The organism is Bradyrhizobium sp. WU425 (assembly GCF_021052305.1).
Taxonomy (GTDB): Bacteria; Pseudomonadota; Alphaproteobacteria; order Rhizobiales; family Xanthobacteraceae; genus Bradyrhizobium; species Bradyrhizobium canariense_D.
This window is the reverse complement of record NZ_CP088089.1, coordinates 2,831,132-2,856,045: the sequence shown is the minus strand read 5'-3', so window position 1 is coordinate 2,856,045 and position 24,914 is coordinate 2,831,132. Positions and strand designations below refer to the sequence as shown.

Sequence of the window (24,914 nt, the reverse complement as noted above, 5' to 3'; positions counted from 1 at the left end):
TTCATGGCAAACCCCTCCTCCCGCTACGACCTGACCGGACGGACCGCACTCGTGACCGGCGCCGGCGGCCTGTTGGGCAAGCAGCATGTTGCGGCGCTCAGCGAAGCCGGCGCGCGCGTGGTTGTCACAGATGTCGGTTTGACGCAGGCCGAAGCCGCCATCACTGCGCTGAAGCAGATCGCCGCTTCAGCCGATCTGATCGCGCTTGGGATCGACGTCACCTCGCTCGACTCGGTGCGTGCTGCGAACGAGCAGCTCGCAGGCCGCGGCATCTCCGTCGACATCCTCGTCAACAACGCCGCCATCGACCCGAAGGTGACGTCGAGTCCGGGCGTTATGCACTCCTCGCGCTTCGAGGCGTTCCCGGTGCCGCAATGGCAAACCGAGATCGCCGTCGGCCTGACCGGAGCGATGCTGTGCGCGCAGGTGTTCGGCGGCGACATGGCCAAACACGGGCGCGGCGTCATTCTCAACATCGCCTCCGATCTCGGCGTGATCGCGCCGGATCAGCGGCTCTATCGCCAGCCGCAAGTGACGCGCGAAGAAGAACAGCCGGTGAAACCCGTGACCTACTCGGTAATCAAGCACGGCTTGATCGGGCTGACGAAATATCTGGCGACCTACTGGGCCGATCACGGCGTGCGCGTCAACGCGATCTCGCCGGGCGGTGTTTTCAACAACCAGGACCCCGCCTTCGTCGATCGGCTGACGCGCCTGATCCCCATGGGGCGCATGGCCGAGGTCGACGAATACCGCTCCGCCGTGCAGTTCCTCTGCTCGGACGCATCGAGCTACATGACCGGTCAGAACCTGGTCATAGACGGCGGCAGGAGTGTGTGGTAACCACCGCCATTCCCCCATTTTCCGAAAAACCGGTCTGGCGCAAGAGCTAACATGTTCAATGATAAAGCTATTCTGATCACCGGAGGTACAGGATCGTTCGGGAAGAAGTTCGTCGGCTGCCTGTTCAAGGACTTCAAGCCGCGTCGCGTCGTGGTTTATTCGCGCGACGAGCTGAAGCAATATGAGATGCAGCAGGAATTCGATCAGCCTGAGATGCGCTACTTCATCGGCGACGTACGGGACGGCGAGCGTCTTCGCACCGCCATGAAGGGGATCGACTTCGTTGTCCATGCCGCGGCGTTGAAGCAGGTTCCCGCTGCCGAATACAACCCCATGGAGTGCATCAAGACCAACATTCATGGCGCGGAGAACGTAATCCAAGCGGCCTTGGAGTCGGACATCGAGAAGGTGATCGCGCTATCGACGGACAAGGCCGCGCAGCCGATCAATCTCTACGGCGCGACCAAGCTCGCATCGGACAAGCTGTTCATCGCCGCCAACAACATGGCCGGCGGTCACCGTACAATGTTCAGTGTCGTCCGCTACGGCAACGTCGTTGGGTCCCGTGGATCGATCGTGCCGCTCTACAACAAGCTGATCGCGGCCGGTGCCGATCATCTGCCGATCACCGATCCGCGCATGACGCGCTTTTGGATATCGCTGCAGCAAGGTGTCGACTTCGTCACCAAGAGCTTTGAGCGCATGTCGGGCGGCGAAATCTTCGTTCCGATGATCCCTTCGGTTCGCATCTCCGACCTGGCGAAAGCCATGGCCCCCGCACTTCCAACCCGGGTGATCGGCATCCGTCCGGGCGAGAAGCTCCATGAAGTCATGTGCCCGACCGACGACTCGCACCTGACCCTGAAATTCCACAATCACTTCGTGATCAAACCGACGATCAAGTTTTTCCGCCGGGATGTCGACTATCTCGCCAACGCGATCGGTGAGCGCGGCGAGGCGGTGTCTGACGGATTCGAATACAACTCCGGCAAGAACGATCACTTCCTCGACGTTGCCGAGATCAGGGAATTCAACGAGATTGCCGTGCAATGATCCCCTATGGGCGCCAGGATATCTCTGACCAGGATATCGATGCTGTCACTCAGGTGCTGAAGTCGGACTGGCTCACCCAAGGGCAGGCTGGGCCACGTTTCGAGCAGGCAATGGCCGGTTACTGCGGCGCAGAACATGCCGTCGCGGTCTCGAACGCGACTGCAGCGCTTCATATTGCCTGCCTTGCGCTTGATCTCGGTCCCGGCGACATCTTGTGGACCGTACCGAACACGTTCGTCGCCTCGGCCAACTGCGCGCTCTATTGCGGAGCCAGCGTCGATTTCGTCGACACAGATCCCCGGACCTACAACATGAGCGTCACGGCGCTCGCGGAGAAGCTCGCGCAGGCAAGCACCCAGGGACGGGTGCCAAAGATCGTCATTCCTGTGCATTTTGCCGGCCAGTCCTGCGAGATGACAGAGATCCGTTCCCTCGCGAACCGCTACGGCTTTCGCGTCATTGAAGACGCTTCGCACGCGGTGGGCGGCGAATATCTGGGACGAAAGATCGGTGCCGCCCAGCTAAGCGACATGGCGATCTTCAGCTTCCATCCGGTAAAGATCATCACGACCGGCGAAGGGGGCATGATACTCGCCAGCGATCGGGGACTGGCGGAGCGCCTTGGCTACCTGCGCACTCACGGCATCGTCCGCCCGGTGCAGCACGATCCGATCGACGCGCGGCGTTCGAACGAGGACCGCTATGGTCCCTGGATGTATGAGCAGGTCGAGCTCGGCTTTAACTACCGTATGACCGACATCCAGGCCGCACTGGGCGCCAGCCAGCTCGACCGGCTCGATGCCTTTGTTGCGCGCCGGCGCGAGCTCGCGGCGCGTTACGACTCGCTTCTCGCCAAACTGCCGGTGATCTGCCCATGGCAACATCCGGACACGAATTCGGCCTGGCACCTCTACGTGATCCGGCTGCGGCGGAACGAAATCAAGCTCAGTCGGCGCCAGGTCTTCGAGGCGTTGCGCGCCGCAGGTATCGGAGTCAACGTGCACTACATTCCGGTACACATCCAGCCGTACTATCAGCGCCTTGGATTCAGTTTCGGCATGTTCCCGGAGGCAGAGAGCTACTACCAGGACGCCATCACGCTGCCGTTGTTCTCGAAGATGACGGATGCCGAGCAAGACGCCGTCGTCGCGGCACTCACGAAGATCCTCGCGTGAAGATCGCGGTCATCCCGGCGCGAGGCGGAAGCAAGCGCATCCCGCGCAAGAACATCCGGCCGTTCTGCGGCAAGCCCATCATCGCCTATTCAATCGATGCGGCACGCGACAGCGGCCTGTTCGACGAGGTCGTCGTATCCACGGATGACGAGGAGATCGCCACCGTGGCACGCCAATTCGGCGCGACAACGCCGTTTGTCCGGCCGAAGCAGATTTCCGACGATTTTACCGGCACCAATGCTGTTGTCAAACACGCCGTCACCTGGTTCATTGAGGGAGGCAACGACATCAGCCAAGCCTGCTGCATCTATGCGACCGCGCCGTTGATTCAGCCACGTTATCTGCGCGAGGGCCACGATGCCCTCACCGGCTCGGACGCAGCCTTCGCTTTCTCAGTCACGAGCTATGCGTTTCCGATCCAGCGTGCCGTGCGCATCTCAACCTCCGGACGGGTCGATCCTTTTTATCCGGACCACCGTCTGACCCGCTCTCAGGACCTCGAGCCGGCCTACCACGATGCGGGACAATTCTACTGGGGAACGGCCGCCGCATATCGTGACGACGTGCCTTTGTTTGGCGAGCAATCCATCGGCATTATCCTGCCGCGGATATATGTCCAGGACATCGATACGCTTGAGGACTGGGAACAGGCCGAATACATGTTCCGCGCGATCAGCCGCAGCTAGGCCGCATCGTTACGAGCGCCGCCGAATGACGCACCAAATCTGATGCCGTGTGGCTTGAGGCGCGCAGGCCAAATTGCGCCAGCTCTCAAGTCGATCAGGCTGCTTCAGATCCGGCCTTCTTCAAGTGCACGACTATCAAACCAGTGACATCGCTAATCATCACGCGTCCGATATTGTCCATGAAGTTTATGTCAAGCGGAATGCCCACAGTCTCGATGCGTTCGACCCTCGGGTGACCTCGATATTCTCCAGCATAATCGCGGATCCACCTGTCACTGACGAACGAATTTCGCCAACCGCGCCAATTGTGAAGGTCGGCGGGGCTCCACGCGTTGAATTCGAGGTGCACAATTGCTTTTGTGGCGAGCGATAGAGCGGCATCCTTTGCTGCGGCGAAGATATTGTCATCGCAGTGCATTGCAGCTGCGGAACTAAATACAATATCGACTTCCGTAATATTGCGTTGCTGCATGAGAAGCTTGGCATCAGCCATGGAACCTTGAATCATCCGCGCATCTTTCGCCACCGCGTTCTCAGTTCCATACTGGATCGCACGATCGTTCAGCTCGATCCCATACAGATTAACAGAGGCGTCGAGCGCATGAATCTCGCGAAGATTGGCGCCGACATTGCATCCCAGCTCCAGAACGGATTTCGGCTGGAGATCGATGACTTGTCTTGCGAACCACTTTTTGAGCGGAGTGGATGCAGCGTACCCGCCGAACTCGTTTGCGTGCTGCTTCTCTTTCCAGTGCTTCTGCCAATAAGAGGAATCTCGTGCCTTGGCGAAGATCGGAAATGGCATTGCTCCCATGGCAGCGCGCCAAATGTGATGCTTGAGACCTGAGGACAATCGCATATACGCCAGCCGTGCTCGGTTGCTTCCTGACCTGACGTAGCATTACAACCCCGAAGGGCGCAACTAAAGCGTCATTTCAGGCGCGAGCGGCTCCCAAGGCCAACCGGACCCCTAGCGCGTTGCTAAAGAGCTGAGTAGCGGACCAAGGAACATTGCCAAATCGCCCTCTCTGTACAAGTGGCCCGGCAGCCCCGCGGCGCGCGCCGCTTCGACGTCTCGGCTGTTGTCGCCGACGAGCAAGCTCCCCTCCTTCCGGACCGGCCAGGCCTTCATACAATCGAGGATCATGCCCGGCGCAGGCTTACGCCGGTCGCTGGCGCGCCGAAATGCCTCGACTGTGCCCTCTTCGTGATACGGACAATATTGGTAGTCGTCGATGTGGGCGCCGACCACCGCGAGTTCGCCATTCATCCAGTCATGGAGCCGGTGAACGTCGTCGACGCCATAATAGCCGCGTGCAACGCCCGACTGATTGGTGACGACGAAAGCGTAGTAGCCGAGATCGTTGCAGAGCTTGATCGCCTCGCGCGCGCCGTTAGCCCATTCAAAGTCTTCGATCCGGTACACGTAGGCTTTGTCCACGTTGAGTACACCGTCCCGATCAAAAAACACCGCAGGGCGGCGCAGCCTCTCGGGGACCTCGTGTTGGGCCCACTCGAAATCCGAGGGAATGCCGATGTCGATAAAGAAGCCGTCGTAGAGATCTGCCGCGAGATGACCCTCCGCGACCAGCTTTAGAAAAACCTGCTGCTCGAGCGAGCATGGCATTTCATCGATGTACTGAAGAATTGCCCGATTGATGCAATAAATACCTGTGTTGATCGGCCCGTTGGGCTGGGCGCCGGCTGCGAGAAAACTTCTGACGCGGTTCTTCTCCAGCAGAACACGACCATAGCGATCTCCCGCCTGGTCTCGTTTGAGCGCCATATGAACAATCGCGGACGAGTCCTGCGCGCGCAGCGCGAGGTCCAGCAAGTTGAAATCGAACCAGGAGTCGCCGTTCAGAAGAAAGAAGCGATTCTGCAGCACTCCGGCAGCATGCTTCAACGCACCGCCGGTGCCGCACGGATACGGCTCGCAAACGACCGTCACCGAGGCCCCGCGCCAGCGCTTGCCATGGTAAGCCTTGACCACGGCCTCAGCGCGATAGCCGGCGAGCAACACGATCTCCTGGATCGTCGGATAACGGGTCAACTCGTCGAGCAGATAATCGATGAAAGGCCTGCCGCCAACTTCAAGTAGCGGTTTGGGAGAACACCGTGTTCGCTCGCCGAGCCGTGTCCCGAGACCACCGACCAGGATTACGGCCTGTCTCAACATGATTGCACTGCGCCCCTAATCCGCGCGGGCCGGGCCCGGCATGCGGATCATGGCGTACAGCACCATAGCCAGCAATGCAATTGCGCCGGCAAAGATCGCATGTCGGAGCGGCTGCGGTGACACCTGGACGATCACCACATCGTCGCTCAAAGACGCCGGATAGGTCTTTGTAAGCCCGATCCTCGCTGTCAGCGCGCGCTGCTCTACGGTCGCGGCGGCCAGCTTTTCTTCGTTTTTCGCCATCAAATCAAGCAGCCATACTCGCCGAAACGCCAGCGCCACGGAGTCGCCGGATGCGGAGGGCGTGATTGAATCTGTCGTCGCCAGTGATTCCCGAATCCGCATCAGACTCGCGATGTTTGTGTTTGCCAAAGTAAGCTGGCCGTTGAGTTCCGAGAGCAGAGGATCGCGCAGCTTTTCCTGATCCTGGTTCAGCTGGCGTACCGCAGCTTCCAGCGCATTGCGGGCCTGCTGCTCGCTCGCCGCCGTCGCGATGAGTGTCAATGAACTGGATGTCCCCAGCCGTGCGTAGAAACTGTCCGGGATGAGGCCCCGGCCGCGGTCGGCGCGGCCCTCCGCCAGGCCTGGGGCATCCAGAGCTCGGATCAGGAACGCCCGCAAATTCATGTGAGTGGCCGTAGCCTGCGGCGTCATCAGGTCCGCGCCGTCAACACGAGCCAGGCGAACATCGGCTGTCGCGGTGTAGGTCGTGGGCAACATTCGACTAACGAGGAATGCGATCAGCATCGCAACCAACGTGCCCGACAGAATCGCGATCAGCCGCTTCCGGACGGAACGACCGAAAAACGTGGAGAGCTCGCCAACATACTCAACGACCGATATCCGCATCTCCAACCCACTCATGCTGCCGTCCCAACTCGTTACATGCGGCACGGTCGTCGAAATCCGACGACCGTGCCGTGATCGAACTCCGTCGCCATCTGTCTTCCAGAACGTATGCGAAAACGGCAGAGGCCAACTTCACCATGAAAGTGAACTGGATAAAGGAATTGACCATTCCCGACACAAGAAAGATCGAAACCGCATACAATATCGGTGTAAGGAAAAAGCACGTGACATAGCGCTCCTCGACAATGCAGCGCGTCAGCAAGAACATGAACTCAGAAAACAATATGGCGGAAATGGCGACGAGACAAAAACCTTCGACCGGCCCTCCCAATTCGAAGAGCACTTCGGGCCAACCGCCGGTGTAGGCCGAGCCTTGCTGGAGGATGAATTGGGCGCGCTCGAGCGGAAGCCCCATTTCCATTAGGAATTGCATGGTCGAGTTACGGTTCGGATCAAACGGGGCAACGAACAGTTTGAAAACGGCTAGGCCGGAGTTCCAGTCGAAATGCACAAAGACGCGCGTATATGTCACCCACCACATTTCGCCCTGCTGCACGAGGATGCGTTGCACCAGCTTGCTCTGAATCTCAGCGACTTCGGCGCCTCGAACGACGGTGTAGGAATAGACCAGCGCAGTTCCGACCAACGCAAGAAACCCGAGGCCCGGCAGCCAGAAACTCCGCAACATCTTTAGGAAGGAGGGTTGTTCGGTCGACTGACGCCCCATCAGGACGGCTCCCAATGGGATCATGAAAAAAGAGAGATAGAGATAGAACGACGAAAAGCGATGCCCGACCGCAAACAAGTACAGCATCAGGGCACCGTGCAGCATTCCAAACCGACGATCTAGCGGCCTGCCGTGCAACGCGGGCAGCGCCAAGAGAACGCCGAGCTGAAACACGAGCATCGGGCCCCACTCCAGCAGACGTCGATGCAAAGGTCCGCCATACAATCGCGAATAGTCGAACCGCTCGAGTCCGATGAACAGAGGAATCGGCCCCCTCGCGAGCAATTCCAACCAGAGCGCAAGTACAAACAGTCCAACGACGCAAAACGCCAAGTCAGACAGATCCCATCGCCCCGCCTTGAGCAAGCCAGAGAGCCGGACGACGGATTCGGACGACAGAGCGCGCATGCGTCGCGGACGAAAAGAGAAGAGCAGCGCCGCGATTACGAGCCCCTGGGACGCTGCAAGCGGCAGGACAGCGAGACCGGGCCCGATCTCCCTTTCCAGTTGCTCGGAGAAAATCGGTCCGAACACGTCAATATAGAGAACCGAGACAAGCCGCCAGGCGAAGGCGAAAAGGAAAAAGAACACGATCAGCAAAAGGCCGGGCCGGGTTATCGCGATCCGTCCCATGGCGACAAGCATGACACCGGCAGCCATGATGCAGAGCATCGCCGGAAACAGGCCTTCCAAGCTCAACCACGAGACTTGCATCTTTCCCCCGTCAAGGCCGGCCGCCCCCAAGCCCCAGCTTGCCCCGGGCTAGCACGCATCTCTCAGCGGCTCCCAAGCATAGAGTAATCCATCATTATGCAGCGTGGGCGCGAAATTCATGCGCTCCCTTGTGATCACGCGAATGCGGCCCTTGCGCTCCAATTCGTCGAGCAGCGTCCACAACCGGGTCTGGTAATCCATGGACCGGATGTAGATTCGGCTCGCAATGTCGCGGGGATCGGAAAGCCGCAATATGTCGATCGCAGGTTCAATGTTGATGACGCGCGCAGGGCGCGCCTTCAAGATATGATCCACGACGGCCTCGACCGCGTGCGGTATCTGTTCGATGCAGAAATAGGTCAGGATCGTCGCGCCCGCGAGCTCCGAGAAAGCGGCATCGGCAGGGTCGGTCAGGTCGATGCGGCCGAAGCTGATCCGGTTATCGAGCTGAAAATGGCCTGCAATCTGCCGTCCGGCTTCGATGCCGTTCGGAGCGATATCCAGACCGCGCAGCCTGCTCCAGCGCGAGTCGAGGCCAAGCGAGAACAGATTGTATCCGAAGCCTGCGCCAAGCTCGAGGAGCGAAGTCGCTTCGCCGGCGTGCCGCGACATCAATTGCGAAAGCGCTCCCAGCCGGTATCGATAGTAGTCGCTGGTGGAAATTCGAACGATCTGGCCGTCGACCTTGGCGAGACGTGGCGCGTCGTTATGCCCGACCAGAAAATCCTCGAGCGAACCTTCGCGAAGCCACGCGCGCTCCGAGAGAATCCGGCCCCATTCCCCGGCGTTATACTCTGCGTCGACGATGTCATGGGTTCGGCGGATGTTCTTAAACGCGATCCGGCGAAGACTGCGCGCAATGTCGATGGCATAAGCCCTCGACAGCTCCAGTCGCGAAGCAAGCTTCATGGCAGGCCTGAATGTCACCGAACGCTCTTTCGGAGGCCCATTACGATATCAGGAAACCTCTCCATCACAGACCCAGGAGGAGCTTCTGGAAGTCGGTGGTGTTCGGGGTGGCGAAGAACGGCCGGTTCTTGGCGCCGGGGAACATCCGCGGGAAGGAGAAGAATGTCGCCGTGTACAGAAGCCGTCCATGCCCTGGGCCCATTCGGCTACCCATGTGCAGACATCTGGTCGTGTCCACCATGAAGGACGTCAGCCGGGGCGCCTTCATCACCTTGATGTCGCCGCGCGGGACTTTATTGAATACCTGCTCGTCAGAAAAATGGCTCCCTAGGAGGGGATAGCCGAACTTGTCCGTCGACTGCTTCGGCAGGAACGTGAACGGACCGTCGGCGTCGTCCTCGACGTCGGTCAGATAGCTGAAGAGCTTGATCACCCGGACGTCGTCATGATCGCGATGCCAGAGCTGAGATGACGCCAGATTCTCGCCGGTGTGGCGGGAATAGGATAACAGCACGTAGTCGAGCCAGGGAAGTTCACCTATTGCGGTCGAGATGACGTTGGCGACCGAACTCTGCATCGCGTACCGAACGAAGATGTTGTCTGCACTGAGCTGGCCGTTCTGCATCTCCGCATCAAGCAGGCGCACCCAGAACTTCTTCCAATTCGAACTCTGCTTCGCCTCGAGCCCCTCAATATCTCTCAACCTCATCACCCCGGCATCCGCGAACGTCTGCTGGATCGAAGGGTCCATCAACTCGGTGACGACTGCATAACCATTCCGGTTCAAGTCGTCGGCCTTGGCTTTCTCGAGGGCGGACACAGTCAGCAGTTCGGCCTGGCGTCGCCGCTTCTGCTTCTCGCCCAAGTGCCAAGCGCTGACGCCCGACTTCACCGCCCAACGGAGTGGCGATCGGTTCACGTGCCAAAGCGCCCTGGACATCAATCCCATTATGCCGTCCTCGATCTTGCCGGAAATAAGATTCGCGCTGGTCCCAATGGGGCTCAGTCAGCCGATTTGGCCTTAGCAAATCCGCCAATCGCGAGCAACCGCAGAGTGTCCGCCCGGAACTTGACGAGGCCAAGGGGCACCGGATGCTTCACCGCTGCGCCATCGCACGGGCAAACTTGCCAACCATTGCACGGTCGCTTCGTGTGAGTATGAGACTAACACTCAATAGCCACGCCGCGATGCACCAGACTGACCCGACGATGAACAGGGCCGCCAAGGTCGTCGGTGTCGCGTACATCTTATAGCCGACTGCCATTGCCGCAAGGATCGCCGCCACGACGAGCTGCCTGCCGAGCTGCTGCCAGAACAACGAAATCGGCAGGCTCATGAAAGACAGCATGCGGTGGGCGATGAGCGGCGCAAACAGGACGTAGGACACCACCCAGCCAAGGATGAAGGCGCGTTCGCCCAACCAGATCAGCGTGAGGGCGGTGACGACGTACTGCGTCAGAACCTGCAAATAGAGGAACCGGGTATTGATACGAAGGAAATCCGACCGCACCATCAACGCCGTTTGGCCCGCACCAAGCATGACGCTTACCGCAGGGATGAACAGCGACAAGGCAAGCCACGGCCATTGATCCGCATGCTGCGGGCCGACCCATACCTTCAATATCTCTTCGGAGAAAAGTGCTACGACGACGAGAATGGGGATAATGACCGCAGCGGGCAGCACCAGGCCGTTGCGCCCGAGCAGCTGGATTCGCCGGACATCGCTGCTCTCATCGAGATGGGTGGAGATCGGAAGGATCGCCGAGTAGAGAGGACTCATCGTCGTCTTTAGAAAACGTGGCAGGCGCGTAAGCAGATCGTAGACGCCGACCTCGGCGGGACCATAAAGTGCGCCAATGATCAGCGGAACGACGCTTTGCTGCAGGGAGCCTGCTATTCTGTTGTTGAACATCAACCAGCAGCGGCTTGCGATGTCTTGCCGGCTTGAGCTCGTCCAGGGGCAAAATCGCAACGGCGTGCGGTGCACCGCAAGATAGACCACCAGCGCCAGCATGAGATATTTCGCAGCTATGGTTGCGAGATATGCGTAGGCGATCCATTCAAACGAAGCGTTTCGCCAGACGGCGAGATAGATAGAGGCGACATAGAAGATACTGCCCCCGACTTCCGCCAGGCGGAGCCAGCCATACTCCTCGAAGCCCTTGAGTACGCCTTCGGCCACCAGCCCCATAAAGGCGATGGGAAGGACGAGCGCAGTGATCTGGAGGATCGATACGAATGCCTCCACCTGTTCCGGCGCGACCTTGAAGACGAGCGCAAGCCCGGTTGCCGCCAACCACAGCGTGATGCCCGAGATGACTCCGACGAAGGCTGCGATCAGAGCCAGAAGCGAAATCCTCTCGCTGGCCGCGGACCAATCGCCGAGCCGCCCACGAGCAGCCGCCTGCGTCGTAATCTCGGAGACGCCGAAATCGATCAGAGTGAGAAAGCCGCTCGGAAGAAAGCCGCGTACCAGGACGATCAAGCCGAGAACGACCAGGCCGTAAGATTTCGCAATCAGCCCGACCGCGAACAGACCCAGCACGCCGGCAATGCCGTAAGCGACGGCCGAGATTGCAGTGTTATGCAGAAAGCGGCGCAGCACGAGTTAATTCGCTTCCGCAAGCTGCAGGCTCGCGCCGCTGACCATGCGTCGCGTCCGGACGTTTGTGGCCGGTCGCGCGACAAACCGCTGGCGATCCACTGAGGCTGCATCGAGACGCTGCAATATCGCGTTAACTGTCCCGACATCGAACACCTTTCCGGCCCGACGGCGCTCGCTTTCCGTCGAGCTGTAGCTCCGGCGCAGGACCGAACTTGCCCTGTGCCCGAGCGTTCGACGAACTGCACTGGCCATTAACCCGCGCACGGACGGCGACGGCAACGCCTGCGCCCCCAATTCGCCGCGCCCGGCGGCGGCGATGGTGGCGAGGACCGCATCGGAGACGCGGGCAGAACTCGCGCCGTCCACCGCGGTATAGAGGTCGTTGATGATTTCACGGCGAAATGCTCCCGTCTCCGGGGGTAGCGGCGGCATGCGACCTTCCAGCCCCTGCCGAACCAGTTCGAGCATGTCGGCCTGTTCGGCTGCTCCGCGACTGACCCGTGTCGCCGCATCGAGGCGCAGGGCCGGTGTGTTGAACCATTCCATGCTCAGCGGCTCCACGTTCAGCATGGTGGCCTCGATCGCGGTAGAACAGTTCTGATGGACGAGCAGACGCGCGCCACTGATCCATTCGAGCGACGTTCCGCTCTGGATCACCTTTGCATTCGGCAAGGCGGCGAACGCATCGTACGAGTTGATGTTCTCGAAAGGATGCGGCCGCAGCACGAACTCCACGTCGGAAAAGTGCTTTGCGAGCTTAATAGCCATTTCCAACGTGTTCCGGTAAGCGTGGGCGCCATCGGCGATGAACTGACGGGCGAATTCGCGCGAAAAGCCTGCCTTGACCATCGACTCCTCCTCGTGAGACGAACTGCTGGAGAAGCGCGGGTTCACAGTCGGGAAATTCGTGTTGATGAGAACGTAGCCCGAGCCGACGGACGGCTTCGGCAACGCGGCGCGCCAGGGCGGCGCGCAGAAATCGTAGCGCGGACAACCGGTGGCGTGCAGGATATCCTGCGCGACCGTGCCCTCCCGGAGGAACGCTGCGTACTGTGACTGTCCCCAGACACAGTAGAGATCAACAAGATCGGGGCACCCCGCGCTCTTCACCATGCTCGCAAACTGGTCCGCGTTCTTGCCGCCGATCCCTTCCGTATCAAGGACGCCGACGAGGATTCCGGCGCGTTTGTAGGACTTGATCAGGTCGGCGTTGTTGGGACGGGTGTAGTTCACCAGCACAAGATCGGGCCGCAAGGCCGGAACGTCGAATCCCTGCTCGTACATGGGCACGAGCGTGGCACGCGCGCCGCGCGTCGACAGCTGACGCGCGAGCAGCACCATCCCCTCGAGGTCCCGAAGCGGGTTGTCGACGACCAGACAGACATGCGGCTTGTCAGCCACGAGCGCTCCTCGACATCCCTTGCGATGCTGGAACGGCATCGTCCTCGGACGAGAGAAGATCCCAACTCATGGGCGTGCCGCGGCGTATCGGCCGCCCGACGCGTTTGCCGAGCAATATCTCGAAATATTTCGGCGGCAGGCCGAGGCCAGGCCGGACAATCCGGAGGTTCTTTTCTGTCAACACGTCACCGGGGGCGAGATCCTCCGCCACATAGAGCGAGCGACGGAACACGAGCGATTTGCTCTCTTTCTCGGTCAGACCATAATACACCTGACCAAGGGCAAGCCAGGCACGCTTGGTCTCGACCACAAGGGCCGCCATCTCTTCGGGCTCCATCGAGAATGTTGAATCGACGCCGCCATCGGCACGAGCAAGCGTAAAGTGCTTCTCGATCACGGTGGCTCCGAGTGCAACGCTTGCCACCGATGCGCCGATCCCGAACGTGTGGTCAGAAAGCCCGACTTCGCAACCGAAGAGCGACCGCATGTGAGGGATCGTCAGCAAATTGGTATCGGAGGGGGTGGCCGGATAGGTGCTCGTGCATTTCAACAAGACGAGCTGCTTGCAGCCCCCCGCTCTCGCCGCCCGCACCGTCTCGTCGAGATCAGCCACCGTGGCCATACCCGTCGAGATGATCATGGGCTTGCCTGTCGCCGCAACCCTGCGAATGAGCGGCAAATCCGTGTTCTCGAACGACGCGATCTTGTAACAGTCTACGCCGAGGCCTTCGAGAAACTCGACGGCGGTGGCATCGAACGGCGTCGAAAACGGAATCATGCCGAGCGAGCGCGCGCGCTCGAAGAGCGGTCCGTGCCAGTCCCAGGGCGTATAGGCCTGTTGGTAGAGCTCGTGCAGCGAACGGCCTTTCCACAGGCTGCTTGGATCATCGATGAAGAACTCGTCGCGCGCGAGTTCGAGCGTCATCGTGTCGGCCGTATATGTCTGCAGCTTGAGAGCGTGAGCGCCTGCCTTGGCTGCCGCATCGACGATAGCCAACGCCCGATCAAGCGACTGATTGTGGTTGCCCGACATCTCCGCAATGATGAACGGCTCATGAGACTTGCCAATCGAACGCCCAGAGATGGTGATCGTGTCAGTCATCGTTTGCTCCAGCCTTTTCGATGCGCACCAGATAGCGATGACCGCGAAGCTCGAAGAACGCGGGAAAGCGCTCGGGATCGGCTACCCGGAGAAGATCGAATTGCTCGGCGAGCGGCCGACCGGGATCCAGCCTCGAGTCCTCCGGTGAACGCCGAGGGTAGTAGGTCGGCGCCCGATCATCCTGAGGCGCCGGCGCCTTTTGGCCGATGCTCGCCAAGGCGTCGCTCATGAGATCGAGTTCGATCGCAAACAGCTTCGCATTGATCTCATCATATAATTCATGGCCTTCGAGGATCATGTGGCGCTGCGCCCATAGGGCCCCTGTATCGACCTGGTCCTCGGCCTCCAAAAGAGAAACAACGATATCACTCTTCCCGTCGAGGATCTGCCAGATGTGGGGCGACCAGCCGCGCCCCTGCGGAAGATCGCTCGCATGGATCACGAGACTCGTCCCGTATTTCGCGCGATCCTGTGCCGAGATGATCTCATGACACGAGATCAGAAACAGGATGTCCCCGCCCGAGAGATCGGCCTTCTTCTGCACGAGCTCGACGTCGTGTGCTGCGCCCGTGAGCATCGCCCAATGCCGTAGATGGGGATAGATCGGGTGCAACTCGCTGGAGCAAAGGATCGAAATCTTCATGTTGAATCGACGGGCCGAACCACGAGTTTACCAAGTTTCGCCCAGCGTTTAGCACGAAAGCCCCGCCGAGCGCCAAATAGCTGTCACTTCCGCCGGGAACGTCGGCTTTTCCCGAACGGCAAGCCGTTGGGAAGGATTTTCGGCTCAGAATCAAGGGGTTATTCGCTCATGCGGGCGGCAACCCGGTTCCGCCCCTCACCATCCGCAAGCGCAAAGGCAGCCTCTGCAAGCGCCCTTGCGCGGGCCGAATCGGCCCGCAGCGAGCGAATGGCGTCGGCAAGCGTTTCTGCGGTGACAGAGGCGGCCGACCCCAGATAGAGCGCGGCACCCGCCTCGGCCAGCGCCGTCAGCGCACCAACCTGATTTGCGGCAATATCGACCACCACGGAGGGCAGGCCCAGGCAGCAGCGTTCCCAGCTCATCACACCGCCCGCCCCGATCGAAAGATCTGCCCGCCGCATCAGCTCGGCAAGGTTGTTTGCACCCCGGTGCACCTCAGCGTGCGGCAACGCGCTGCAAATTCGCATGATCGACTCTGCATGCGGATTGCTATGACCGATGACGACGTCCACAGCCATCCGTGGACTCGCAAGGCTCGCGATCGCCTGCACCGCCTTGGCCGTCTCATTGGTCGGGTCAGAGCCGCCGTAGCACACCAGAATGCGTCCGATCTCGCCGCTGCGGCCGGTCGACAAGCGACGCTGCTCGGCGAATTCAGGTCGCAGCAACGCGTATCGCGGTCCAAACAGCTGCACGCAGGCCTCCGACACCCTGTCGCGATAGCGCGTGTCCATCTGCAAGACAAGGTTCTGATCGAGCAGAATGTCGCAGTCGTGCGAGCGATCGGCCAGATCGTCAATTGCAAGAATTCTCAAACCGTCGCGGCGGCATGCGTTCTCCCAGCGGGCGTCGAGGGCGTAGTGATCGACAATGAGCCAATCGGCCGAGCCGATCTCATCCATAGCCTGGCACGTCTGCTCTGCGTCCCTTTGCCATGTCGTCGGCAGCCAATGGGCATAGCCGCTGCCGGCGCCGGTCATTTCCGCGCTGATCGCTGCCCGCGGATCAGGCAGCAGCCGTACCGCGTGTCGGTTGCCTTCAACAAGTGAGGCAAGTCCCGCGGCGTGGCCGCGCAGGAGAAAGCATGATCTTATTCCGCCTTCGGCAAGCGCGTTCGCCAGCGTGAGGCATCGTGTCAGGTGGCCCATGCCCATCTGGACCGATGCATCGACGCGAACAACGGTTTGCTGCATGCACTTCATGAACCTGGTTGACCTCTCCGTTTCCGTCGCCAAGGTACCTGACCTGGCCGCCAGCTGCCACAATTCAGCACGGGAACTCACTCCAATCCGCCCTTGAGCTATCGCGCAGGCTTCTATATGCGGACTTCGCAACCAAGCAACCCAGCCAGAAGCATGAGTTTTACAAAAACCATCCTGATCACGACGCTCGCGGAGTACCAGACCCGGTTCTGGGTTCCGGTGGCGCAACGCTTGCGCGCGACAGGTTGGGAGGTCGAGCTGCTCGCCTTCGACGATCGCAGCGCCGAGATATCGGCGGCCGCAGGCGTGCCGGTCACGAACATGTACCGCGACGGCCTCAAGACCGGCGCCTCGCCCGGCGACGCGCAGGCTTTCGACGCGCGCATCGCAAGTTACGGGCTCGACGGCAGCAATTTCCTGTTCAGCCACGAGCGCTTCACTTTCGGCATCCGCGACACGACCGCGCTGCGCCGACGTTTCACGATCTATGCCAACGCCATGGAGGCGTTGCTCGACCGGCTCGAAGCGGAAGGCAAGCGCGCGGTGGTGGTGCAGGAGCTCGGCGGCTTTCTCTCCGTGATCGCGAGCTTCTACGCCGCCAAACGCCGCGGCATCCGCAACTGGTTCATCGAGCCGTCGTTCTTCCGCGGACGGATGTATTTCACGCCGGACAGTCTTGCCGCGCCGCAGGTGATGGCCACGCCCGCCGACGCGGTCTCGCCCGAGGTGCGCGCCTATCTCGACGACACCCTCAAGCAGCAGGCCATCGTCATCCCCAAGAAGGACCAGCATCACTATTCGGCCGCCTTCAAGAAGGTGATCAACGTGCGCAACTCGCGACGCCTTGTCGAAAAGCTCTGGGATCAGTTCGCGCTCGGCAAGCACCAGGAGTTCGGGCACAATCTGCGCCACGCCCGCGTGCACGCCGCAATGGCCGTCAATGCGACACGGCTGAAAAGACTCTATCGACCGATTCCGGACACGCGCTTCGTCTACTACCCCTTCCACGTGCCGGCCGACATGGCGCTGACGCTGCGCTCGCCGGACTATCTCGATCAGGTCGCGACCGTCGACTTCCTGCTGCGCACGATTCCGGATTCGCATGTGCTCGTGGTCAAGGAACATCCCGCCCAGATCGGCGCGATCGCGGCCGACCGCTTGTTTGAGCTGTCGCGCCGCTTCGATAATTTTGTGCTGCTGCCGCCGCAGACCAACAATTACACCGTGCTGAACCGCGCCGACGCGATCATCTCCGTCAACAGCAAGTCCGGCGCGGAGGCCTTGCTGCTCGGCAAGCCGGTCGTGGTGATGGGCGATGCCTTCTACAGCTCCTGCCCTCTGATCACCGCGGCCGACCGCCTGCGCGACGTGCCGGCGCGCCTGCGCGAGGCGCTGCAAGCCGGCCCGTTCGATCCGGCCAACAGCGCGCCCTATTTCGAGGCCGCCTGGCGACGGTCGTTTCCGGGCGAGCTCTATATCAGCGACCCCAAGCTGCTCGATACCTTCGCAGCCTCGTTGCGTACGGCGGTCGTCGAGACCGCCGATACGGATTGAACGGAACACGCGATGCCCCTCGTCTCCATCATCACCCCGTCCTGGAATGTCGAGCGCTTCATCGAGGAAAGCATCGATTCGGTGCAGGCCCAGACCTTTGGCGACTGGGAGCTCCTGATCGCCGACGATTGCTCAACCGATCGCACGCCTGCGATCATTGCGGAGATCGGCGCGCGCGACCCCCGGGTCAAGCTGATCCGGATGCCTAAGAACGGCGGCCCGGCGCTGGCGCGCCAGGCCTCGATCGACCAGGCGCAGGGCCGCTATCTCGCCTTCCTCGACAGCGACGATCTCTGGTTGCCCCCCAAGCTCGAGCGTCAGCTCGCCTTTGCCCGCGAGAAGCGCGCCGCGCTGAGCTACACCGCGTTCCGCCGCATCGACGAGGCCAACACCATCTCCGGCCGATTGATCGAGGTGCCGGCACAGCTGAGCTACGCTCAACTCCTGAAGAACACCTCGATCGCAACGCTAACGGCGCTGGTCGACCGCGAGATATCCGGGCCCGTCGCCATAACCAACGAGGGCTATGACGATTTCTGCCTGTGGCTCTCCATCCTCAGGCCCGGCCGCATCGCGCACGGCCTCAACGAGGACCTCGCGAGATACCGCGTCAGGGGTTCGTCCGTCTCCAGCCGCCCGGGGCGGTCCGCCAAATGGGTCTGGAACATCTACCGCAACGTCGAGCAGCTGCCTCTGCTCAAATCGGCTTGGTGCTTCGGCCATTGGGGCGCCCGCGCCTGGCTGAAGCGGCGGGAATTCTAACGCGCCCCACAAAATGATCGACGACCATGCCAGACATAGTCAAACGAGGGTACTATAATACCGTAATCTCAGGCGGCATTTGGCTATTGGCGAGCCAAGCTGTTGTCGATACCACTCGTTGGGCCGCTCCGCCGCCGGGTAATCTGGAACCGATAATGTCGTTTGAAAGCTACAAGACCAGCCGCATCCTCGTGACGGGGGGCGCCGGCTTCATCGGATCGCACCTTTGCGAGCGACTGCTCGATGCGGGGGCCGAGGTGGTGTCCGTGGACAATTACTTCACCGGCAGCCGGCGCAATATCTCCCATCTGATCGCAAATCCCCTGTTCGAGGCGGTCCGGCACGACGTCACCTTCCCGCTCTACATCGAGGTCGATGCGATCTTCAACCTGGCCTGCCCGGCCTCGCCGATCCACTACCAGCGCGACCCCGTGCAGACCACCAAGACCTCGGTGCACGGCGCCATCAACATGCTGGGTCTTGCCAAGCGGCTGAAGGCTCGCATCTTCCAGGCCTCGACCAGCGAGGTCTATGGCGACCCGCTGATCCATCCCCAGACCGAGGACTATTGGGGCAATGTCAACCCGATCGGCATCCGCTCCTGCTACGACGAAGGCAAGCGCTGCGCCGAAACCCTGTTCTTCGACTATTGGCGCCAACACGGCCTGCCGATCAAGGTCGCGCGCATTTTCAACACCTACGGCCCGCGCATGCAGCCCAATGACGGGCGCGTGGTGTCGTCCTTCATCGTCCAGGCGCTCAAGGGCGAGCCAATCACAGTGTTCGGCGACGGCGGGCAGACCCGCTCGTTCTGCTATGTCGACGATCTCGTCGAAGCCATCATGCGGCTGATGGCGACCGGCAAGAACATCACCGGACCGATCAACATCGGCAACAATTCGGAATTCACCATCCGCGAGCTCGCCGAGAAGGTGATCAAGCTCACCGGCTCGCGCTCGCAACTGATCTTCCAGCCGCTGCCCCAGGACGATCCGCGCCAGCGCCAGCCCGACCTCACCAAGGCAAAGGCGGCACTGGACTGGGAGCCGAAGGTCGCGCTCGAGGACGGGCTCAAAGAGACGATCGCCTATTTCAAGCGTACGCTCGAGCTAGCTTGATCCAGCCCGCAACTTACGTCGGCCGCAAGCGAGCCTGTCCTCCATGAGCGCATTGTGCGACATCCAGAATGTGCGATCGCGGATGGATTCCAGGACTGCAGTAGCGATCATGCTGCTGCTGCACAGTGCCGTCACCTGCCTGTCGCTGATCAAGGTCGCAACCTTGCAGTCGTATATCCACTTCAGCGGCGAGCGTGTCTGGATGGCGGTCGGCATTGCGGCCGCCTTTTCCGTGGTCTCGCTGCTGTTCACCGCCGCCCGCTTCAGCTTCGGTTATTTCGTCGGTTTTTATTGCTACACGATGATCCTGGGCTTCCTGTGGATCGACGTCTTCTCCGAATACAGCTACGAGCGATTGCTCGCGGGATGTTCGGCAGCGTTCTCGCTGGTGCTCTTCCTGCTGCCCATTCTGTTCGTCCGGGCGCCGTTCCGCCAACTCGTCGTGCTGTCAAATACCACCTTCGAGCATCTGCTCACGGCTATTTTGGCGATCTCCATCGGCACCATTGCCGTCGCCTCGACTTATAATTTCCGTGTGGTCGCCATCGCAGAGATCTACGACTACCGCGGCGCGCTGCAATTTCCTGGAGTGGTGCGATATCTCATCGGCTGGGTCTCCAGCACGCTGCTGCCGTTCGCCTTCGCCTGCTACTGGCTGCTCGGCTATCGCTGGCGCGCCGGCCTCGTGTTGATCCTGCTCCTGTCTTTCTATCCGATCACGCTGACGAAATTCTCGTTCTTCACGTCAGCCTGGCTGATCGTGCTTGCCGTACTGTCACGATCTTTGAACGCAAGAACCTCGGCCATCACATCGCTCTTCGTTCCGATGCTGCTCGGCGTCGCCGCCTTGGTCTTGGCGGACTACGTCCTCCACGACCCTCTTGCCAAGTACTTCGATGTGGTCAACATCCGGATGATGGCCACGCCATCCAGCGCGCTCGACATCTACAACCATTTCTTCGCCAGTCATCCGCTGACCTGGTTCTGCCAGATCTCAGTGTTAAATGCGGTCATGTCTTGCGCTTACCAGGATCAGCTGTCGGTCGTGATGCAGGATACATACGGGTTCGGCATGCTCAACGCGTCCCTGTTCGCGACGGAGGGTGTCGCCTCGGTCGGACCTTATCTTGCACCGCTGACGGCGCTTGCGTCGGGTTTCATTCTGGCCCTGGGCAACCGTGCCTCGGCAGGATTGCCGCAGCGTTTAGTGTTGATCTCCAGCGGCACCCTACCGCATGTCCTGCTCAATACCCCGCTCACGGTCACCATGGTGACCCACGGCACCGCGCTACTCTTCCTGCTCTGGTACGTGGTGCCACGAAACATCTTTGAGCGGCCCGGCCTCCCTGACTAGCGAATTTCCGCGGTTTGCATCACGTCCCCAGTCAGTCGGACGAAATCCGCAACGAACGCCTTCACGCGATCCTCGAGATTCGGCAAAAGGTTCCGGATGGTCGCATGATCGGATGATTGTGCGACCTCCGTCAGGTGATCCGCCAGCGACTTGGAGTCGTGGATGCCGAAATATCGCGCGCCGCCCCCGGTCTGTTCGCGATGAACATCGATGTCGGACAGGATCATCGGGACACCAAACGCCTTCGCTTCCTCGACAGTGGTGCTCCACCCCTCGCACTCCGAAGGATTGATGAGGGCCATCGATGCGCGCAGGAGGGCGTAGACGTGATCCAGCGGGACCATTCCGAGATGCTTGAAGTTCATCTCGAGACCGCGCGACCGGACCTCCGTCATGGTCCTCTCGAAGAGACCGGATTCACGGAAGTCCGTACTGCCGGATGCCGCGACGACGACGTCCAGCCCCCGACATTTCAGCAGATTAAGCGCATCGACCACGACCTGATGATTTTTGTGCCGCCAGAACTGGTTTGGCAGATAAAAATACCGTGACGGAAGACCATAATGCGCAATCACGTCGGACGGCTGCGTGGCGAGCAAACCGGCGGGCGGCTCGGTGGCAAACCGGACGACCGAGACGCCGTTCGAATTGCCGGGATAGAACTTCTTGAAATCGCTGAGTGCCGTGGCGCTGCTCAGCATGATGTGCCGGCCCGATGCGATCTGAACCCGAAACCCGAGGTCACGCCGCCAATATGCACTCCTGGAGAACAGATGCGGGAGTAGTCGATGCTGGAAATCCGGAAACCATGCGACCGCCGGAAATGGCAGGCGCCAGCCAAAGAAGCGCGCGGATTCGAACACCATGTCGATCCTGCTGGCCTTGCACGCGACGGCGGCAGGTGCATCCAAACCAAGGACCATCGCGCGGGCGAGGTCCGTCGCGCGGGCAAGACCGGCCGCGGGGTGATCGAACACCGGCGAGCGCACGACCTCAACGCCGGGAATGCCGGCCAGCACCGCGATCTCCTCGGCTTCGTCCGCCGTTCCGGCAAACAGCACGGGTGTCACCGTCCCCGGAGAATGCCGGTTGAGCACCTCGAACAGATTGCGTTGATAGTTGTAGCCACCCGCCCATAGCCGACGTGGGATGTTGGTGAATGCAATCCGCAGCGGCGCGCGCTCAAGCACGAGCTTGGCTCCTGAACCATTCGACGTAGTCGGCCAGACCGCGCTCCAGCGGGATACGCCAATCGAAATTCATGTCGAGCACGCGCCCGTTGTCCGCCAGCAAGCTCGTCGGGTCCCCTGGCCGCGCGACGCCGGAAAAGCGCACGACCGTTTTGCTGTCCCAATGCCTGATCAGTCCCTCGGCAATATCGGCCACGCTCACGCCGCGTCCCGAACCGCCATTGATTGCGCCAAAATCATCCTGCCACTCCGCTTGCGCGACGCGCGCCAGCAAGCGAACGACGTCACGAACGTCGGTCCAATCCCTGATCTCGGCGCCCGTCCCTCCGAGGTTCAACGTTTCCACCTCACTCCCCAGCCGAGAGCAGATATCCCAGAGCAGTTGCTTGCGAAGGTCGGGACCGTAGACAGAGAACAGCCGCACGACCATGCAGTGAATGCCGAAGCTCTGGACGTAGCTTTGGCACAACTGTTCCATCACCAGCTTGTGGTGTCCATAGGGCGACATTGGCAGAAGCGCCGCGCTCTCGGGAATCGGACCTGTGTGATCGGCGCCGTAGACGGCGGCGCTCGAGACCACGATCAGCCGGCTGCTGGGCGCAAAACTTCGAAGCCATTCGAGCAGCCGCGCCGTGCTCGTCACGGTCCGCGAAAAATCCTCGAACGGGCGCGCGATCGACAGCCCGACCGACGACCCGCCCGCCAGATGGAAGACGTGCGACGGCAGGCCGTGCAAGGCGGCGAGCGCATTCAGATTGGCCGCGTCAACTTCGCCATTGATCCAGGTCTGCAAACCGAGGGCGTGTGCCTGGGCCGGATCGAGCGCACCGTGACCGACGCCATGGACCGCATGCCCGGCGCTCGCCAACTCGCGAACGAGATGACGACCTATGAATCCGTTCGCACCGGTAATCCACGTGGACATGAATGCTACCTTGACTCTTGCCAACGAGACGCTCGCTTGGCTCGCAAGCACAATATCAATACTGCCATACGCTCCCTCATCGCTCGTCCGGCGACAATTCCCTGACGGTCGTCGCAGGATTGCCTGCTACGATGGAATATGCCGGAACATCCTTGGTTACTACAGCACCAGCGGCGACAATCCCACCCTCACCAATGGTCACGCCGCGCATAATCATGGCGCAAGCACCGATCCACGCATCATCGCAAATCTTGATCGGGCGGTCGTCGAGAGAAAGCTGCCTTGGGTGACCGGTAGAGAAAATCTGCTTCGCCTGTTCGTGCCGCTCAGCAGCTCGGATCGGATGCGATAGATTATCGAAAATGTTGACGGAATGCGAGATCAGGACGCGATTACCGATGTCGATCGAGGCGCCCGACCAAATGCGCGTGCCAACTCCGACATAGCACCATTCTCCGATCGTGATCCGACCGCCGTGACCGAGGATCATCAATTCGCCCCTGACGTGCGAATGGCTACCAATGACAATATTGTCACTATTGCCGAGCGCATTCCTGATCCGCGCGCAATGGGCCAAGAATGCTCCCGGTTGCAAGCGGCAGGTCGCCCGCCCGATCAGGCGCTGAGCGATGTAGTGCAAGTTGAGGCCGTCGATGGCGCGCGCGCACCAGCGCACCAGCGTGGAAAGGCTGGACATCAGCGCATCCTCTCACGTACCAAAATCCGACGTGCCCGGATTCTCATTTGACACCTCCCACAGAACGACCGCGTGTTCAAAGGCGTCCTACGATGTTCCCGAACAGTTCCCACTGCATATCCTTGTGGTAAATGTCACGGATGCGTGCCCGACCCAGCGCTGCGATCTCGGCCGATCTCGGCCAATCCTGCAGATTCTGCGAGATCACTTCAGCAGCCTGCTCTGGGGTATCGTACGTTTCGATCGTGGTCCCAGCCTGCATGCCGTCAATATATCTTCCGGCGTCGGATACGAGCAATGCACCGCACCCCATCGACTCGAAGCAGCGCATGTTGCCGCGATCTTCGCCCGCCATATCAATCGAGCCATTAAGCGCGATCTTGGATGAACCAATCAGTTCGTAGAGCGCTCTCCCGAATACCGGCGGCCGAGCAATAGCTGCGATCGCATCGGGACGCCGGTGATTTCGCAGGGGGAGCAATCGTCCGATCGCGCTCTCGGCGAGCTTAGTCAGGCGCGATGCGTCTAGACAAAATACGACATCATGGCTGTCGGCTAGGCCCGCGACTCGCTCTAGCGTCTTTGCACGCTCCCGATGATGTCGTGAATAACCGCCGACGAAGAGGACGTCGATTGGACGTTCTCCGTGACCGTACTCGTCCATCACCGGATCATGCGCCGGGTAAAATACCTCGGCCCGGCATCCCTTCCGGCGCCACATGTCGAGCATAGAGGGAAAGTTTGCAAGCACGGCACCGTAGGCCGTAAAGTCAGCATTTCCCGACGGCGCGCCACGCCAGCACAACGTCTTCTTGACGCAACCCGGCAGCTTGGCAACGAATGCGCTCGGGTAGCGCACGGGATCGAGATTGTAGAACACCTCGGTGGCGTGATGCTCGATCTGCGCGAGCAGGATTGCCTCGAGCGTCGGCTCGCCCGACATGCCCTGCTCGCGCGCCCAGCGGCGCTGCAGGACCTCGTCATCCCCATTGGTGAAGAAGGCCTCCGGCGATCCATCGAGCACCGGTTTCAGAAAATGCATGGCACCGAAGCGATCGTTGAGAAACACCCGGCGTCGCTCTTCGAAGCTAACGGCCTTTGCCGCGAGCTGGTTCAACCGCGGCAGGTAGGATGGATAGAAACAGCTATTTTGGAACAGACGCAT

23 protein-coding genes are annotated in these 24,914 nt (G+C 60.6%); 8 read left to right on the top strand and 15 right to left on the bottom strand.

All coding sequences use genetic code 11. The annotated features are described in order from the left end of the window. Nucleotides 1-3 precede the first annotated feature (3 nt). The 4 genes from BcanWU425_RS13570 to pseF are packed head-to-tail and all read left to right on the top strand — an operon-like array spanning nt 4 to nt 3,757. Nucleotides 4-843 carry an SDR family oxidoreductase gene (locus BcanWU425_RS13570; RefSeq protein WP_204511824.1) on the top strand — a complete coding sequence of 280 codons (840 nt, stop codon included), beginning with the start codon at nt 4-6 and terminating at the stop codon, nt 841-843. A 51-nt stretch (nt 844-894) separates the two neighbouring features. Continuing rightward, nucleotides 895-1,896, top strand: a complete 1,002-nt coding sequence (pseB, locus tag BcanWU425_RS13565; RefSeq protein ID WP_231190547.1) for a UDP-N-acetylglucosamine 4,6-dehydratase (inverting) — start codon at nt 895-897, stop codon at nt 1,894-1,896. Beyond that, nucleotides 1,893-3,071 (top strand): UDP-4-amino-4,6-dideoxy-N-acetyl-beta-L-altrosamine transaminase, encoded by a 1,179-nt coding sequence (gene pseC / locus BcanWU425_RS13560; RefSeq protein WP_204511826.1) that lies wholly within the window; start codon nt 1,893-1,895, stop codon nt 3,069-3,071. Before pseB ends, pseC begins: the two co-directional genes overlap by 4 nt. Further along, nucleotides 3,068-3,757, top strand: coding sequence for a pseudaminic acid cytidylyltransferase (gene pseF / locus BcanWU425_RS13555; protein WP_204511827.1), 690 nt, complete (start codon nt 3,068-3,070; stop codon nt 3,755-3,757). Before pseC ends, pseF begins: the two co-directional genes overlap by 4 nt. A 94-nt stretch (nt 3,758-3,851) precedes the next feature. Here the strand turns inward: pseF and BcanWU425_RS13550 are convergent, their stop codons facing one another. The 11 genes from BcanWU425_RS13550 to pseG form a co-directional block, all read right to left on the bottom strand. Continuing rightward, the gene (locus tag BcanWU425_RS13550; RefSeq protein WP_204511828.1) at nt 3,852-4,562 is read right to left on the bottom strand and encodes a class I SAM-dependent methyltransferase; all 711 of its coding nucleotides are present in this window, start codon (nt 4,560-4,562) and stop codon (nt 3,852-3,854) included. Nucleotides 4,563-4,727: 165 nt separating this feature from the next. Next, nucleotides 4,728-5,936, bottom strand: coding sequence for an HAD-IIIA family hydrolase (locus BcanWU425_RS13545; RefSeq protein WP_204511829.1), 1,209 nt, complete (start codon nt 5,934-5,936; stop codon nt 4,728-4,730). A gap of 15 nt (nt 5,937-5,951) precedes the next feature. Next, nucleotides 5,952-6,800, bottom strand: a complete 849-nt coding sequence (locus tag BcanWU425_RS13540; protein WP_204511830.1) for a hypothetical protein — start codon at nt 6,798-6,800, stop codon at nt 5,952-5,954. Further along, on the bottom strand, nt 6,766-8,205 hold the full coding sequence (locus BcanWU425_RS13535; protein WP_204511831.1) for a DUF6418 domain-containing protein: 1,440 nt from the start codon (nt 8,203-8,205) through the stop codon (nt 6,766-6,768). The genes BcanWU425_RS13540 and BcanWU425_RS13535 overlap by 35 nt, the downstream gene beginning before the upstream one ends. Before the next feature lie 69 nt (nt 8,206-8,274). Next, nucleotides 8,275-9,153, bottom strand: a complete 879-nt coding sequence (locus tag BcanWU425_RS13530; RefSeq protein ID WP_204511832.1) for a class I SAM-dependent methyltransferase — start codon at nt 9,151-9,153, stop codon at nt 8,275-8,277. Between the two features lie 46 nt (nt 9,154-9,199). Next, nucleotides 9,200-10,084, bottom strand: a complete 885-nt coding sequence (locus tag BcanWU425_RS13525) for a hypothetical protein (protein WP_204511833.1) — start codon at nt 10,082-10,084, stop codon at nt 9,200-9,202. Nucleotides 10,085-10,232: 148 nt separating this feature from the next. Next, the gene (locus BcanWU425_RS13520) at nt 10,233-11,741 is read right to left on the bottom strand and encodes a lipopolysaccharide biosynthesis protein (protein WP_204511834.1); all 1,509 of its coding nucleotides are present in this window, start codon (nt 11,739-11,741) and stop codon (nt 10,233-10,235) included. Nucleotides 11,742-11,744: 3 nt separating this feature from the next. Further along, entirely contained in the window at nt 11,745-13,142 is a 1,398-nt protein-coding gene (locus BcanWU425_RS13515; protein WP_204511835.1) for a surface carbohydrate biosynthesis protein, read from the bottom strand. Continuing rightward, nucleotides 13,135-14,244 carry a pseudaminic acid synthase gene (gene pseI, locus BcanWU425_RS13510; RefSeq protein ID WP_204511836.1) on the bottom strand — a complete coding sequence of 370 codons (1,110 nt, stop codon included), beginning with the start codon at nt 14,242-14,244 and terminating at the stop codon, nt 13,135-13,137. The genes BcanWU425_RS13515 and pseI overlap by 8 nt, the downstream gene beginning before the upstream one ends. After that, nucleotides 14,237-14,788, bottom strand: coding sequence for a formyltransferase family protein (locus tag BcanWU425_RS13505; protein WP_231190546.1), 552 nt, complete (start codon nt 14,786-14,788; stop codon nt 14,237-14,239). Before BcanWU425_RS13505 ends, pseI begins: the two co-directional genes overlap by 8 nt. A gap of 257 nt (nt 14,789-15,045) precedes the next feature. Beyond that, on the bottom strand, nt 15,046-16,140 hold the full coding sequence (gene pseG / locus BcanWU425_RS13500; protein WP_231190545.1) for a UDP-2,4-diacetamido-2,4,6-trideoxy-beta-L-altropyranose hydrolase: 1,095 nt from the start codon (nt 16,138-16,140) through the stop codon (nt 15,046-15,048). 162 nt (nt 16,141-16,302) lie between these two features. Here pseG and BcanWU425_RS13495 point away from each other — a divergent pair, with 162 nt between their 5' ends. The 4 genes from BcanWU425_RS13495 (at nt 16,303) to BcanWU425_RS13480 (ending at nt 20,937) form a co-directional block, all read left to right on the top strand. Continuing rightward, a complete protein-coding gene (locus BcanWU425_RS13495) occupies nt 16,303-17,703 on the top strand; it encodes a capsular polysaccharide export protein, LipB/KpsS family (RefSeq protein WP_204511839.1) in 1,401 nt (466 codons plus the stop codon). A 12-nt stretch (nt 17,704-17,715) separates the two neighbouring features. Continuing rightward, a complete protein-coding gene (locus BcanWU425_RS13490; protein ID WP_204511840.1) occupies nt 17,716-18,465 on the top strand; it encodes a glycosyltransferase family 2 protein in 750 nt (249 codons plus the stop codon). A 155-nt stretch (nt 18,466-18,620) separates the two neighbouring features. Beyond that, the gene (locus tag BcanWU425_RS13485; protein ID WP_204511841.1) at nt 18,621-19,583 is read left to right on the top strand and encodes a UDP-glucuronic acid decarboxylase family protein; all 963 of its coding nucleotides are present in this window, start codon (nt 18,621-18,623) and stop codon (nt 19,581-19,583) included. Between the two features lie 109 nt (nt 19,584-19,692). After that, complete coding sequence (locus tag BcanWU425_RS13480) at nt 19,693-20,937, top strand: hypothetical protein (RefSeq protein WP_231190544.1); 1,245 nt, start codon at nt 19,693-19,695, stop codon at nt 20,935-20,937. Here the strand turns inward: BcanWU425_RS13480 and BcanWU425_RS13475 are convergent. The 4 genes from BcanWU425_RS13475 to BcanWU425_RS13460 form a co-directional block, all read right to left on the bottom strand. After that, nucleotides 20,934-22,127 (bottom strand): glycosyltransferase family 4 protein, encoded by a 1,194-nt coding sequence (locus tag BcanWU425_RS13475; protein WP_204511843.1) that lies wholly within the window; start codon nt 22,125-22,127, stop codon nt 20,934-20,936. The genes BcanWU425_RS13480 and BcanWU425_RS13475 overlap by 4 nt on opposite strands. Beyond that, a complete protein-coding gene (locus BcanWU425_RS13470; protein WP_204513973.1) occupies nt 22,120-23,052 on the bottom strand; it encodes an NAD-dependent epimerase/dehydratase family protein in 933 nt (310 codons plus the stop codon). The genes BcanWU425_RS13475 and BcanWU425_RS13470 overlap by 8 nt, the downstream gene beginning before the upstream one ends. Before the next feature lie 76 nt (nt 23,053-23,128). Then, the gene (locus tag BcanWU425_RS13465; RefSeq protein WP_204511844.1) at nt 23,129-23,749 is read right to left on the bottom strand and encodes an acyltransferase; all 621 of its coding nucleotides are present in this window, start codon (nt 23,747-23,749) and stop codon (nt 23,129-23,131) included. 76 nt (nt 23,750-23,825) lie between these two features. Further along, nucleotides 23,826-24,914: a glycosyltransferase family protein gene (locus BcanWU425_RS13460; RefSeq protein WP_204511845.1), complete on the bottom strand. Its 1,089-nt coding sequence runs from the start codon at nt 24,912-24,914 to the stop codon at nt 23,826-23,828.

Excerpts from the sequence above, each read along its gene's own strand:
- BcanWU425_RS13570 (WP_204511824.1), top strand. The coding sequence starts at position 4 with ATGGCAAACCCCTCCTCCCGCTACGACCTGACCGGACGGACCGCACTC.
- pseB (WP_231190547.1), top strand. The coding sequence starts at position 895 with ATGTTCAATGATAAAGCTATTCTGATCACCGGAGGTACAGGATCGTTC.
- pseC (WP_204511826.1), top strand. The coding sequence starts at position 1,893 with ATGATCCCCTATGGGCGCCAGGATATCTCTGACCAGGATATCGATGCT.
- BcanWU425_RS13550 (WP_204511828.1), bottom strand. The coding sequence starts at position 4,562 with ATGCCATTTCCGATCTTCGCCAAGGCACGAGATTCCTCTTATTGGCAG.
- BcanWU425_RS13545 (WP_204511829.1), bottom strand. The coding sequence starts at position 5,936 with ATGTTGAGACAGGCCGTAATCCTGGTCGGTGGTCTCGGGACACGGCTC.
- BcanWU425_RS13540 (WP_204511830.1), bottom strand. The coding sequence starts at position 6,800 with ATGAGTGGGTTGGAGATGCGGATATCGGTCGTTGAGTATGTTGGCGAG.
- BcanWU425_RS13525 (WP_204511833.1), bottom strand. The coding sequence starts at position 10,084 with ATGGGATTGATGTCCAGGGCGCTTTGGCACGTGAACCGATCGCCACTC.
- pseI (WP_204511836.1), bottom strand. The coding sequence starts at position 14,244 with ATGACTGACACGATCACCATCTCTGGGCGTTCGATTGGCAAGTCTCAT.
- pseG (WP_231190545.1), bottom strand. The coding sequence starts at position 16,140 with ATGCAGCAAACCGTTGTTCGCGTCGATGCATCGGTCCAGATGGGCATG.
- BcanWU425_RS13495 (WP_204511839.1), top strand. The coding sequence starts at position 16,303 with ATGAGTTTTACAAAAACCATCCTGATCACGACGCTCGCGGAGTACCAG.
- BcanWU425_RS13490 (WP_204511840.1), top strand. The coding sequence starts at position 17,716 with ATGCCCCTCGTCTCCATCATCACCCCGTCCTGGAATGTCGAGCGCTTC.
- BcanWU425_RS13485 (WP_204511841.1), top strand. The coding sequence starts at position 18,621 with ATGTCGTTTGAAAGCTACAAGACCAGCCGCATCCTCGTGACGGGGGGC.
- BcanWU425_RS13480 (WP_231190544.1), top strand. The coding sequence starts at position 19,693 with ATGCTGCTGCTGCACAGTGCCGTCACCTGCCTGTCGCTGATCAAGGTC.
- BcanWU425_RS13470 (WP_204513973.1), bottom strand. The coding sequence starts at position 23,052 with ATGTCCACGTGGATTACCGGTGCGAACGGATTCATAGGTCGTCATCTC.
- BcanWU425_RS13465 (WP_204511844.1), bottom strand. The coding sequence starts at position 23,749 with ATGTCCAGCCTTTCCACGCTGGTGCGCTGGTGCGCGCGCGCCATCGAC.
- BcanWU425_RS13460 (WP_204511845.1), bottom strand. The coding sequence starts at position 24,914 with ATGCGTCTGTTCCAAAATAGCTGTTTCTATCCATCCTACCTGCCGCGG.